The sequence below is a fragment of the Psychrobacillus soli genome, assembly GCF_006861775.1.
In the GTDB taxonomy this organism is placed as follows: Bacteria; Bacillota; Bacilli; order Bacillales_A; family Planococcaceae; genus Psychrobacillus; species Psychrobacillus soli.
The window spans coordinates 1-13,166 of the sequence record NZ_VDGG01000074.1 but is presented as its reverse complement, the minus strand read 5'-3'; the positions used below and the strand labels follow the sequence as shown (position 1 = coordinate 13,166).

Here is a 13,166-nt window from a genome sequence, read left to right as displayed (position 1 = left end):
AACCAAATTGCTAGTTAAAGCAACCAATTCTTAAAATAACAAGTTTACTTGGAGTGAGACGACGATGAATACGAGGTGTCATACCAATAAATAGTTGGATGAAACGAACTATATCCTAAGTAAATGCTCTACTTATTTGGAGAAAGCATTTTCTAATTAGCTTTAATAAATATTGCGTAGGGAATCTGATCAATTTAAAGCTCTGATAACAGTAGACGCAAAATTAGCAAGCAATCCCCATGGATTTTCGCTGCTGGGAGGCGACTCCAGTGGGATCAAGTGAGCAAAATGAGACTTCACAACGGACGCGCGCAGGCGCGGCGGTGAAGGCTCATCGCTCACCCCACGGAAAGCGTCCGCCCAGCGGACACTCATTTTCAACTCACTACGTCGCAGTATCTCCAAATAGCGGCATACCATCTACTTATAACTTCCTAAAGGATTAAAAAACATTTTAAGAGGAGTGGATATATATGAAAGCGCTACAAAAAACAAAACCAGGTGTTGGGAATATTGAAATTGTAACCATTGAAGAACCTGTATGTAAAGCTGACCAAGTGAAAATAGAAGTAGCTTACACCGGAATTTGTGGAACAGATTTACATATATTTCATGATACATTTAAAAGCTACCCACCAGTCGTTTTAGGTCATGAATGTTCGGGTGTAGTTGTTGAAACTGGTGTCGATGTAACTAATGTGACTGTTGGTGATCGCGTTGCAGTATTAGGATCCACTCAGCGTACTTGTGGAACATGTATTCATTGTAAAACGGGTTACTATATGTTTTGTGAACACCGCCGTGGCATGGGACATGGCGTAAATGGGAGTTTTACCAAATATTTAACAATAGAAGAACATGTTGTCTATAAATTACCTGACCATGTATCTCTTCAAGAAGGGGCATTAGCGGAGCCTTTAGCTTGCGGTGTCCAAGCAATTGAAGAACTAACAGATATTAAGAGCGGTGATGTAGTCTTATTATCAGGACCTGGTCCAATTGGGCTTATTTGTCTGTCTTTATTAGCTTTGAAGGGTTGCAAGATACTTGTTACAGGTACAGATGTTGATGTGCAACGTTTAGAAATTGCCCAGGAATTAGGCGCAGATAGAGTTATTAATGTTCAACAAGAAAATTTATCAGAGATTGTTGCATTAGAAACAAATGGTTTAGGAGTAGACATTACGGTAGATTGCACGGGTGTACCTGTCGCGATCAATGAATGCTTTAAACAACTAAAAAATCGGGGAAAACATATCCAAGTCGGGATAGCAGGCCAACCCTTTACGATGGATTACGATGTTATCTTATACAAACAATTACAAGTATATGGATCTCTCGCACATTCCTATGAAACATGGGAAAGAGTAATAAAATTATACGAGCAAAATAAAATTAATTTGAAACCAATTATTACGCATACGATGCTTTTAGAAGAATGGGATTCTGCATTCCAACTATGTGAAGATAAAAAATGCGGTAAAGTTCTACTTAAATATGAAAATCAACCAATATTGGGGTGATACGAATTGAACACATTAGAAATGAAAGTCGCAAATTTAGTAGAAATATCTAAAGTGGAAGTCGGTTATGAAGAAATCCCTTCTATCTCTCCTAATGAAGTATTAATAAAGATAAATGCCGTTGGTGTTTGCGGATCTGATATTCATTATTATAAACATGGGCATATCGGAAAAAGAACCGTACAATACCCCCATATTCAAGGTCATGAATGTGCAGGAACTATTGTCAAAATTGGTAGCGATGTAACTAAGTTTTCGATTGGTGATAGAGTCGCTGTGGAACCAGGTGTTCCATGTCGAATATGCGAAAAATGCAGAAGTGGGAAATATAACCTTTGTGATAAAGTAATATTTTTATCTACCCCTCCTTATAAAGGAGCGTTGCGCCAATATATTAGCCATCCAGAAGATTATGTATTTTTGATACCCGATTCTTTAACTTTTGAAGAGGCTACTTTAGCTGAACCCCTCTCTGTAGGTATTCATGCCTTAAATCGTGCAAACTTAAAACCTGGAATGAAAGTCTTAATAATGGGTATGGGACCAGTTGGGCTAATGGCAGTTGCAGCGACAAGTTATTTTAATGCAGAAGAAATAGCAGTAACAGATATTGTCAAACATAAACTGGAAGTAGCAAAAAGTTTGGGGGCTACTCAAACGATCGAAGTAGCAAAACAAGAAATAGCAGAACACTATTTTGATTTAGTACTTGAAACTTCGGGAGCAGAACAAGCGCTAGCCGCAGCTATTAACTCTCTTAAAAAAGGGGGTAAATTAGTTAGCATTGGGTTTCCACACCAACAAAACGTTACGTTAGATTTAACGACTATGTTACAAAAGGAAATCGATTTGTTAACTGTTTATAGATATGCCAATACATTTCCGTTAGCCATAAACATATTGACTGAGTTAAAAGATGTTATTGGGAATATTATTACATCTACTTATGTTCTGGATGATATTAGTGATGCGATGGAAAAGGCTTGTGAAACGCAGTTAGATACGATAAAGGTTATTGTATACCCTCATCTACCTAAAGATGGGCATTCATTATGAAAATAACAATCTCCATTAAAAGGAAGAGGTTTTTAGATGAAAACTTATAAAATTGCTACAATACCAGGAGATGGTATTGGAAAAGAAGTAGTGCCTGAAGCAATGCGAGTACTGGATACTTTAGCGGAATTAGATGGTAATTTAAAATTCGAATGGGAAATACTACCTTGGGGCTGTGATTACTATTTAGAAAATGGCGAGATGATGCCTGAAAACGGTCTCGAAATTTTAAAAAATTTCGACCAAATTTTTCTAGGGTCAGTAGGTATGCCTGAACTAGTTCCTGATCATATTTCACTATGGGGATTGCTCATAAAAATTAGAAGAGGTCTTAAACAAACTATTAATATCCGACCTGCAAAACTATTAAAAGGACTTGATTCACCATTAAAAAATCCTGGAGAATTCGATATTATGGTTGTACGTGAAAATTCTGAAGGGGAATACTCAGATAGCGGTGGTAGAATTCACTCAGATGCGGATGAAATTGCCATTCAAAATGCTATTTTCACTCGGAAAGGCACAGAAAGAGCAATGCGTTATGCATGTGATTTATCAAATCAAAGAAGTAAAAAAGTGACGAGCGCAACAAAATCAAACGGCCTTTCTCATAGTATGCCTTTTTGGGATGATGTTTTCCATGATGTCGTAGCTGATTATCCATCTCTAGATCAAAACAGTGTCCATATCGATGCTATGGCAGCTTATATGATTATGAAGCCTTCCGAGTTTGATGTAATCGTAGCTTCCAATTTGTTCGGTGACATTTTGACAGATATTGGTGGAGCAATTATGGGAAGTATCGGCATTGCACCAGCAGCTAATCTTAACGTAAGTAATGAGTTCCCTTCCATGTTTGAGCCTGTGCATGGTTCTGCTCCTGATATCGCAGGTTTAGGAGTTGCTAATCCATTAGGCCAAATTTGGACCGGAAAACTAATGTTAGATTATTTAGGATATGCTAGACTAGGTGATCATTTACTTGAAGCAATAGAATATAGCTTAGTCCAAGGCATCAAAACGCGTGATTTAAAAGGTCAAGCTACTACAAAAGAAGTCACCCATACAATCATTCAATATTTGAAAACTAAATTAGAGTAAGTTGATAACTGTTTATTTCTATACTCTGCATACTGTAATATATAAAAAATTGTCGAAGAATAACTTTTCGACAATTTTTTACTTCTAGCTCGTTACTGGATAGTCAGGAATGTTCGACTTATATCAAGAAAAATCATATAGATCTTCCCCCTCAAAAAAACACCCCAACCATTTCTGGAAGGAGTGCTCTATAAACCTTGCTATCATAAGCTTTTTAAATAAGCCGCCTTTGCCGTACTTTAAATAAGAAAGTTTTAAACCACCACTCCTCAAAGTGGGTGTTCGCAAAAGCTATCTTGCATGTCCTTATTGTCAAAAGAGAATAAGGCTTGTCATTCCAGCTTCTATATAAAACTCCCTGTTACAGCATAAAGGTTAAAACTTAATATCCATACGTACAATGCAGCTCGTATTTATATAGTATACCTATTTTAAATTAAAATCAACGGAAATGATTGCCACAGAGTATGGATATTTATTTAGTGTGCATCTGGGAATACTCTTTGTACCGTATCCGTAAACTCTTCAAAAAACCCTTCCACCGGTTCATTTGCTCTGATTTTTTCGCCGTATTCATTGAATTGTTTCGTGAAGTCCGGATTCGTTGTCACGTATACATTGTTAAAGTTTGCGTTTGTCGCTCTAGCTTCATCTGCAACTTTATTTTCCAATTCTTCGCTCGCGTCTACCCCTTCTTTCAGGTCAACAGCAACATATGCGTTGTTATCCGTTACAAATACATTCACACTTTCTACTTCTTCCATTCCTGTGATTTTGTCAGCAACATCATCGGCTAGTTCTACTTTATGACTTTCGTTACCATTTGCGTCATCAGTGTTCGTTTCAACGGTATTTGTGTCTGTATCGATGTTCGTATCAGTTGCATTATCCGTTGTAGCCGCACTGTTATCTGCCACATCATCGTCTTTTTTATTTGTTCCACACGCTGCTAATGATCCGACAAGAAGCATGATCATAGAAATTTGTAGCAATTTATTCATCTTGAATCCTCCTTTAAAATCTAACACTCGAGGATAGTATGAGTTTATTTTTTACAATTTATTCATTTTAGTTTTCTAAAACTGGAGGGTAAAGTCTCGCTTTTTTTAGCCTAGAATAATGGGCAAGCGGACGTTCTTCTTTGTAATTGCCCTTTAAAAAAGACGTCATTGTATTTTCATAAACTATGCCAGTTGCATTTTGTAAACGCCAAGGTGAATGGCTTATATCAACCCGAAATAGCTGTCCATTCGTTTTCGTCCATAAGCAATATCGTTCCGTTAGCCATGTATTAAGCTGAGTACTTTCCAAAGGCCTTGCTACTGGCTCAAATGTAGTGAGGAGACTTTCATTTTCATATTCACATTTGCTATGGATTGAAAATGTTTTTTTATGCTTTTTAAAATTTATTTCTGCGTTACGATATGGTAAAAATTTACCGAAAGTCGCTAGTTTTACAATGAAAGGATTATTCGCATCTAAACTGAAAAAGTAGGCACCGGCTTTTCCTTTGTAAGTAACATATGTACGAACATTAAGTTCTAAAAAAGATTGTAACCCAGGTAGACACGGCATAAATCTGGGGCGATTCTCTTTCACTTGAAAAAATACGAAGCCAATCCATGCTTTGCCTTTATATAAGTTGAGTTCCAACTCGGCAGGAATGTATTTGCGTATTTCTTCAGGAGACACAGACCAATGAAGAAATAATACATGATGCCATTCCTGCGTCATCATCCACGGTTTTTTCCACATAAAGTAGTTCCTTTCTTTTAAGATAATAAGCTTATTGTCCCCCATTACCGCTCTTTCAAACGAAAGAAGTTTATTTTTAATAAAAACCCAAAAAACCCCTTCCAAGAAAAGGGGCTATTTTCTCAATAACTTATTTAACTAGCATTTAAATCCTTACCGAAAATAGATACACTTTGTCGATCAATTACAAATTCTCGCCCATTCCATTTCCATTCATTTTGCACAAATCCTAATCCATCCGCGTGATATCTACCCGCAACTTCTTGATAGGAAAGAAGCTCATACGTACCGTCTCTTGCATAGTCAATCGGATACAAACCGCTAATTGGATCTACCCATCCTTCTATCGGGCTTTTTAGCGTACCATCCGGATTATAAATTTCCGATAAATACTCTTCCCCTTTATATGTTAAATCCAATGTGTATTCCTTTTTGGGATTCGAGCTAGTCACCGTTGCTTTATAATGGTCCTGATAATGCACTTCATATTTCGAATACTCATTATATACATCTGTATCAAATATTGGTTTCATTTTTCCTTCTAAAAAGGCAAAAACATATGAATAAATCGTACCGCCACTTCCGCCGGTATCTATCACTATTTGTATATCATCTACACGATCCCCTGTAAAATCACCAAGAAAAATGGTTGGATTATATCCCATATTTTCTTTTAAAGAGATCCTTTCATACATATTCGTTTTTCCATTCAAAATTACTAGCGTAATATTTTTCCAAAATGGACTTCCCTCGGTCTTTTCTCCAGTGAGATAGACAGTATCCCGAACGCCATCACCTGTTACATCCCCCATCGCCCAATTAATTACCACTTGGTTATGTGGATTTGTTGTCCCTTGATGATTTAAGATTTCTTGTCTTTTTTCTGTAAGCACTTCTTTTGATGGGTAAGGAGAAGAGAAAGTTAGGGCTTTATCAATGGAAATTAATGCTTGATCCAAGTCTCCGGCTTTCATTTGTGCATCTGCTAAGTAGTACCAATAATAAGAGAAATCATTTGTTTTCAATAAATTTTCATAGTATGCTGCTACTTTTTTAAAGTAATAAGGATAGACATCTTTCGCCTGAACAAGTCCAGTTTTATCCAAACGATAAACATCTACCTTATATGCTTCACCAGTATCATGTGTCCAAATTGCAAGTTCATACTTCCCGTCTTTGTTCATATCTTCCGCTTCCAACTTACTGTATACGATATCGTTTGTAGGTAACCAGACAAATCCATTAGTTGTCCATTGCAGTAAATTTAAGTGGGATATTATGCTACCTTGTTGCCAGCCAATAATCACCGTATTTACACCAGTGTCTGTGAGTGGTACAGCCAATAAATTCGTAATCCCATATCCACTTCCACTTATCATAATTAATGGCTGCCACTGATTATTTACGTTTTTTAGGACCAAAATATAGTTTTTCCCTTGATACCGAAACGCCCCGATCAACTCATCCACATGGTCCCCGTCGATATCCGCTACTAGCACCGCCACTTTCTTTTCAGGCTGTTGCAATTCCAAAACCGTTGCAGTTTGCGGTAAAAATTGCTTAAACATATTTATATAATCGTTCATCATACACCCCTTCCCAACATCATATGCGCAGAAATGAGTAGATGTGGCATATTAGTTTAAAAATGAAGTAATTGCTTCAATGACTAGATAAGCACCTAATTTTGCGGTTCGATTATTTTCATCTAAAAGTGAATTTACTTCCGAAATTTCGAAGGATAGTGTCTTTTTTTTTAGAAGTAACGGTACAAATAATCGTACTTACCATAGTTGGGTTTAAGCCAAAGGGCGAATGATTACACATGTTTCATCTGTCGGATCAAGCGTGTCAGGTCGGTCTAATTCCACAATTTTGTGATTACCTGAAACTCTTTATGAAGTTAAGAAATTGATATGTTTATTTGAATACAGGCTTTATTTTCACACTCATTCTTTACTCGATTGAAACATTTGTAATCAAACTGTAAAATTCCTTAGCGAGCCTTTTAGTAGCAAGGCTTTACTCCATGTCTCATTGTCTAGTGGAATAATCTACCTTAAAGTAGCTATACTTTCACATGCTAAAATCAGTGCAGTGCGAGCCACCAATATAAAAAACAGGAGGTACATGATGAAAAAAAAATTCGTCACAACTACATTATCAGTCGTAATCGGTTTTAGTGCATTAGGGGTATCCCCTACTGTCGTTCATCCAATAGAGGCCTCAGCTGCAACCATTAATAGTCAAAATAACCAACAAGCAGTCGAAGTAAAGGCCAACCAATTAATTCAAACTGCCAAAAGTTTAATAGGCAAGGCTACTTATAGTAATTCGGTTTACAAGGATACATTCCCTTATAAATTTTCATGTGCAACTTTTCTAATGTACATTTTCGAGAAAAATGGAGTAGATCTTGGAACGTATAATGAAGATTATATGATGAAGCAAGGAACTCCTGTAGCTAAGAATCAACTACAAAAAGGGGATTTACTATTCTTCGATAGTAGAGGTGGTAAAGTTCCAAATCACGTTGCCATGTATATAGGGGACAATAAAGTCATTCACATGGCAGATCCAAAACAAAATATTGTTATTTCAGACTTAAATAGTAAGCCCTATTATAAAGATAACTATATAACAGCAAGAAGAGTTTTACCTACTCTACTTCCTGCAAATCCTGCCACTAAAGGGGATAATATTGTTGCAAAAACGATTAGTTTAAAAGGGAAAGTGAAAATGGGTAATGTCAATAATGCAGCGCAATTACGTTTTACTGCTACTGGATTTGTGGACTATGTGTACAAAACTAATGGCGTTAAATTAGGTACAACAAATATGAAAGAACTAATGAAGAAAGGGACAACCATTTCCCGCTCCAACTTAAAGAAAGGTGATTTGGTTTTCTTTAACAGTACCAAAGGATCTAAAACACCAACTATGGTAGCAATATACGCAGGAGATCATCGTATCATTATTCCAAATTCAAACGGTGTTCTAACAAGAGTGCTATTTGTTGATTATTATAATCAGCATTATATAACGGCAAAACGCGTTCTTTAAGTGTATCTTGTCTACATTGTTTCAATCTTGCTTTGGACAGCACATCGACCAAACTATTACCGGCAAATATTTAAGAGGGAAGAGAAGGGATCTACCACTTCTCTTCCCTCTTTTTCGGTGTTCTTATGGCCGTCTCTAGATTTTCATCAATTCCTAAGCGAAAACAAAAGAAGCATTCCAGGCATATTTGTGCGAATGCTTCTTTTTTAATCACTCTACTATTTTTTTTTATTTTCTTTCAAACTATTGGCAAAGTCAATCATTGATCGGCTCGACATTGGGCCTTTTATCAACAAAATGGAATTTCCGTCAAGCATGGGCTTTAAAACATCGATGACACCAGTGACATCTTTAAAAATATGGACTTTTGCCTCTGTCCCATCTTTCTTTGCTTGATTTGCTATTTCTTCTGCTTTGCTCCCTATTGTAATCAGCGTATGAATGTTTCTTTTCGCAACCATACTTCCAATCTCGCGGTGATATTTCTTTTCAAAATTCCCTAATCGCTTAATATCGCCGAGTACAAGGATGACATTTTTCCCCTGCCCAATGGAATCTAACACCTTTAATGCAGCTTCCACAGATGTAGGATTATTTGTCCAAGTATCATCTATAATTGTACTTCCACCTATTCCATTTGAAAACTCTAGGTGTCTTGTCATATTTTTATAGGTCGCTAAACGTGAAATGGCTTCATTTATATCCATACCCATTTCATTTACAGCTGCGATTGCAGCAAGTGCGTTATATACTTGATGTTCACCGTAACCCGGTATAAAAGCATTATATTTTTTATTCGAAATATGAATTTGAAAATCCATTCCACTTTTTGCGAATCTAATATTAGAAGCTCTAATATTAGACTCCTCACTTACCCCAAAATAAACTATTTTTCCTTTAAACGACTGCAAAGGAACTTTTTTTGTATTCAAATCATCGGCATTTAGTATTAACGTGCCGTTTCGCTTTATACCATCCACTATTTCTGATTTCGCTCTTATATATCCTTCCAGATTTCCGCAACCATCTAAATGATGGACGCCGATAGTTGTAATAATTCCGATTGTAGGCTGATAAATCATGCACTGATGTTTTATATTACCTGTATTCCCCAACCCAAGTTCAAAAACCGCGGCATTTGTATTTTCAGCAATGCCCATCAAATAAGGAAGAGATTGACGCGGTTCATTTTTACTGCTAATGGATGCTTGGACATTCCAATCTTTACTTAAAACATGTTTGATCATTTCTTTCGTTGTAGTTTTACCACATGTCCCTGTTATTGCAACGACTGGTATTTGAAAAAGACCTCTATAGTAATCCATGAATTTCCAATAAGCTTGCACAAGACTTCTTACTCTTATGACTGTTGTATCCGACAGAGCATCTTTCAATTCTGAGGAAGGCTTATCTGAAATCACAAGAGAAGGTCCCTTATTATTAATTTCTTGCCAGTTAATAGAATCACTTCTACTTACAAACATGAGCGAATTTCGCTTTGTTAGTTCATGCCGATTATAGTAAATAGCATTACTTACATTCCAAAGCTCGGAACCACTTAATAATTCCCCTTGTAGTAAATTTCGGATTTCTTTAACGCGTAAAGGTTTCAATAGTACTCCTCCTTCCCTCTTTATAATATGAAATCTGTTTTTTGATGATTAGGTATGGAACGTGCACAGTGTTTGTCCATCTTTTTAAATTTATTTTTCACCAATATAGTGGAGTTTCCTTATCAATTGAACTAGTAGTTTGTGCAAGGGTAAATTATTTCTTCTTCCGTAATTTTGAAGCTAATTCAATTATAGGTTGGCTATACATATCTCCCTTGATCAGAACAATTGTATTGGCGTCTACAATTTTATTTAACAGATTTAAAACGAGGACTTCATTCCTGAATGTATAAACCGGTGAGGTTAAACCCCTTTTTACTGCATGGTCTGCCATGATGCTCGCATGCTCCCCTATCGTGATGAGTACATCCACTCCTATCTGATAAATTAACTCTCCGGCTTGCTCATGAATAGTATAGCCCCAAGAACCTAAATCAGTAATTGTACCTATGATTGCTATCTTTTTTTTGTCTTTTCCAACTTCATTTAATACTTTTAATGCTGCTTCCAATGAAGTCGTTGTAATACTCCATGTATCATCAATAATTACAGAGTCGTTTATACCATCCACCACTTGAAGTTGCTTATTAAATTTCCGAAATGTTTTCAAGTGATGAGCAGCCTCCGGGATAGTCACTCCCATTTCATAAACAGCCGCTATAGCTGCAAGCGCATTATAAACTTGATGAACTCCGAACCCTGGTACATACATTTGATAGTTTCTCTTCTTATGCTTTATACTGAATTGCATGCCGTCTTGAGCGTACTGAATATTACGAGCTCGAAAATGACAAGTACTATGGGTTCCAATTTTTATAATCTTTCCTCGAAAACTTTCCAAATCAATTTTACTTGTATTACTATCGTCCCTATTAATGATTAATACTCCTGTCGGATTAATGATTTTAACCATTTCACCTTTTGCCTCAATATAGCCTTCTAGCGTTTTACAATAATTGAGGTGATGTGCTCCGATGTTTGTAATGATTCCGATTGTAGGTTTGAAATATTCTCCTGCATTTAGTACATCCCCTGGTGCACCAACAGCCGTTTCAAAAACAGCAGCATCGGTTTCCTCATCTATGTTCAATAGATATTGCAAATTTGCCGTTCTAGAGTTACTTGTAAGACTTGTGGCGGTAACTATTCTATCTGCTGAGAGAATATGCTTGATCATTTCCTTTGTTGTTGTTTTTCCTGACGTTCCTGTAATCGCTACGACAGGGATTTGAAATTTACTGCGGTAGTAGCGAACAAATTTCCAATATGCTTCGTCCGCATTCGTTACTTGGATTACAGTTACATTCTCAGGAATTTCATCTTTATTATATTTCCATTCTGTTGCAAGCACTAAAGGGAAAAATTTCTTTAGACTTCTCCAATCTATAATTCTCTTATCTGTAAAAAGGATAGTATTTTCCCTCTTAATTTGTTTTAAACGGTATGCTCCATAATGTACTGTTACTTCATCTGATCCTTGCACTAACTCACCAGATATGATTGTTCTTATAAAGCTGACTGGATGAGGTTTCATTTTAGTTTTCACACTCCTTTCTTAATACATAATATGTTTTTTTACTGTAGTTGACTGTATAAATGGAACTTAATTGCGTGATACATAACTATTCCAAAGCTAGAAAATGTCATACATATAGAAAGAAACATATTAATCAGTGTTTATAGGGGGGAGTGAATCGTTTGAAAGCAATTATTTTTATAAGTACAAATAAATCGGGATCCAGCAGGGAAGCGATTAAAGCAGCTGAGCATATGGGGTACTTTACCATCCTTTTCACAAGTAACGAAAAGCAAATCCAACAAAGAGAGGAGTACACAGATGTTCATAAAATGGTTTCTGTAAACACTAACAATCTAGATAATATGAGAGAAGAAATTTCCAAGTTACAAACAAAAGGTGTGGATATAAAAACCATCGTTAGTTTTGTTGATCCTTTTGTTCATACCGCATCCATTCTTTGTGATGAATTTTGTCACAATTACCTTTTGTCTTCAGCCATTGAAATAATGGAAAATAAAGAGAAAACACGTTTGTCTTTAAAAGATCAACCTTATACTCCTAAGTTTTTCTTGATCAAGCCGGACGAGTCAATTCCTACTGATACAATATGTAAACAGCTCAATTTTCCTATTATTGTAAAATCCCCAAAATCAACCGGATCTAAAGACGTACTGTTAGCTACAGGAAAAGAGCAATTAGAAAAGCATATTGAAAGTCTTCGAAATAAGAGCCCAGATAATTCCATTATGATAGAAGAATATATAGAAGGTGAGCAATATTTGGTTGAGGCACTCGTGCATAAGCATAAAGCACGTATTGTAGGAGTAATCGAACAAGAAATCACCAAAAACAAGCGTTTTATTATTACGGGTTATGGAGTGCTTGCAAATGTTCCTGTAAGGATTAGAACAGGAATTGAACAGGTTCTTCAGTCTATTATTACAGAACTCGGTATTGAAAATGGAGCTTTACATTTAGAAATCCGCTTGTCTACCAATGGTTGGAAACTAATCGAGATTAACCCAAGAATTTCTGGGGGTGCCATGAACAAAATGATTCAAGCGGCATTCGGATTTAGTTTAGTGGAAGAGACCTTGAAATTATTTTTAGGAAAAAGCCCAGCGTTAGTACCGAAACATAAGAAGTATGTATTTACCAAATACGTTGTTTCCACAAAGAAAGGAATATTAGAAAAAGTGACTGGAAAAGGAAGAGCTAAAAAATTTCCTGGGGTCGTAGAAGTTTACGTGAAGCCTAGAATAGGAACTCTTTTAATCCCTCCCTTATCTATGGGTCATAGATACGCTTATGTAATTGCAACCGGTAGTAGTTTAGAAGAAGCGAAAACCCACGCAAATACCGCGGCGTCGGAAATCACTTTTCATTTAAAAGAGGAGTAAAACTAAGAACTGAACTGAACCCCGAATAGTAGACACTTTAGAAAAAGTGTAGCTATTCGGGGTTTTTTCTTTTTCAAAACCCCGTTATACTAGAATTTACGAACTTTGAACGGGAGAAATCATTATGAGTAAAATA

The 13,166-nt window shown here is 36.3% G+C and carries 10 protein-coding genes and 1 other RNA gene; 5 read left to right on the top strand and 6 right to left on the bottom strand.

Annotation, left to right across the window (positions count from 1 at the left end; all coding sequences use genetic code 11):
* Positions 1-473 precede the first annotated feature (473 nt).
* The 3 genes from FG383_RS19910 to FG383_RS19900 are packed head-to-tail and all read left to right on the top strand — an operon-like array spanning position 474 to position 3,680.
* On the top strand, positions 474-1,523 hold the full coding sequence (locus tag FG383_RS19910; protein WP_142609333.1) for a zinc-dependent alcohol dehydrogenase: 1,050 nt from the start codon (positions 474-476) through the stop codon (positions 1,521-1,523).
* 6 nt (positions 1,524-1,529) lie between these two features.
* On the top strand, positions 1,530-2,579 hold the full coding sequence (locus FG383_RS19905) for an NAD(P)-dependent alcohol dehydrogenase (RefSeq protein WP_246097072.1): 1,050 nt from the start codon (positions 1,530-1,532) through the stop codon (positions 2,577-2,579).
* Between the two features lie 36 nt (positions 2,580-2,615).
* Positions 2,616-3,680: a tartrate dehydrogenase gene (locus tag FG383_RS19900; protein ID WP_142609331.1), complete on the top strand. Its 1,065-nt coding sequence runs from the start codon at positions 2,616-2,618 to the stop codon at positions 3,678-3,680.
* A 216-nt stretch (positions 3,681-3,896) separates the two neighbouring features.
* Here the strand turns inward: FG383_RS19900 and ssrS are convergent.
* From ssrS to FG383_RS21695, 4 genes are all read right to left on the bottom strand, one after another.
* Positions 3,897-4,092, bottom strand: a non-coding RNA gene (gene ssrS / locus FG383_RS19895) — 6S RNA.
* A 67-nt stretch (positions 4,093-4,159) separates the two neighbouring features.
* Positions 4,160-4,681, bottom strand: coding sequence for a YhcN/YlaJ family sporulation lipoprotein (locus tag FG383_RS19890; protein ID WP_142609329.1), 522 nt, complete (start codon positions 4,679-4,681; stop codon positions 4,160-4,162).
* 67 nt (positions 4,682-4,748) lie between these two features.
* A complete protein-coding gene (locus tag FG383_RS19885) occupies positions 4,749-5,435 on the bottom strand; it encodes a YqjF family protein (RefSeq protein WP_185908023.1) in 687 nt (228 codons plus the stop codon).
* Positions 5,436-5,569: 134 nt separating this feature from the next.
* Positions 5,570-7,024 carry a hypothetical protein gene (locus tag FG383_RS21695; protein ID WP_425467672.1) on the bottom strand — a complete coding sequence of 485 codons (1,455 nt, stop codon included), beginning with the start codon at positions 7,022-7,024 and terminating at the stop codon, positions 5,570-5,572.
* A 544-nt stretch (positions 7,025-7,568) separates the two neighbouring features.
* On the opposite strand from FG383_RS21695, the gene FG383_RS19870 reads away from it, so the two are divergent.
* Positions 7,569-8,498 (top strand): C40 family peptidase, encoded by a 930-nt coding sequence (locus tag FG383_RS19870; protein ID WP_142609325.1) that lies wholly within the window; start codon positions 7,569-7,571, stop codon positions 8,496-8,498.
* 218 nt (positions 8,499-8,716) lie between these two features.
* Here the strand turns inward: FG383_RS19870 and FG383_RS19865 are convergent, their stop codons facing one another.
* Both FG383_RS19865 and FG383_RS19860 read right to left on the bottom strand, forming a co-directional pair.
* Positions 8,717-10,111 (bottom strand): UDP-N-acetylmuramoyl-tripeptide--D-alanyl-D-alanine ligase, encoded by a 1,395-nt coding sequence (locus FG383_RS19865; protein WP_142609323.1) that lies wholly within the window; start codon positions 10,109-10,111, stop codon positions 8,717-8,719.
* 154 nt (positions 10,112-10,265) lie between these two features.
* Positions 10,266-11,645: a Mur ligase family protein gene (locus FG383_RS19860; protein WP_142609321.1), complete on the bottom strand. Its 1,380-nt coding sequence runs from the start codon at positions 11,643-11,645 to the stop codon at positions 10,266-10,268.
* Positions 11,646-11,809: 164 nt separating this feature from the next.
* On the opposite strand from FG383_RS19860, the gene FG383_RS19855 reads away from it, so the two are divergent.
* Entirely contained in the window at positions 11,810-13,030 is a 1,221-nt protein-coding gene (locus FG383_RS19855) for an ATP-grasp domain-containing protein (protein WP_185908022.1), read from the top strand.
* The last annotated feature ends 136 nt before the right edge of the window (positions 13,031-13,166 follow it).

What these genes read in the sequence shown, in the direction of transcription:
- FG383_RS19910 (WP_142609333.1), top strand. Translation starts at nt 474, where the DNA reads ATGAAAGCGCTACAAAAAACAAAACCAGGTGTTGGGAATATTGAAATT.
- FG383_RS21695 (WP_425467672.1), bottom strand. Translation starts at nt 7,024, where the DNA reads ATGATGAACGATTATATAAATATGTTTAAGCAATTTTTACCGCAAACT.
- FG383_RS19860 (WP_142609321.1), bottom strand. Translation starts at nt 11,645, where the DNA reads ATGAAACCTCATCCAGTCAGCTTTATAAGAACAATCATATCTGGTGAG.
- FG383_RS19885 (WP_185908023.1), bottom strand. Translation starts at nt 5,435, where the DNA reads ATGTGGAAAAAACCGTGGATGATGACGCAGGAATGGCATCATGTATTA.
- FG383_RS19900 (WP_142609331.1), top strand. Translation starts at nt 2,616, where the DNA reads ATGAAAACTTATAAAATTGCTACAATACCAGGAGATGGTATTGGAAAA.
- FG383_RS19870 (WP_142609325.1), top strand. Translation starts at nt 7,569, where the DNA reads ATGAAAAAAAAATTCGTCACAACTACATTATCAGTCGTAATCGGTTTT.
- FG383_RS19890 (WP_142609329.1), bottom strand. Translation starts at nt 4,681, where the DNA reads ATGAATAAATTGCTACAAATTTCTATGATCATGCTTCTTGTCGGATCA.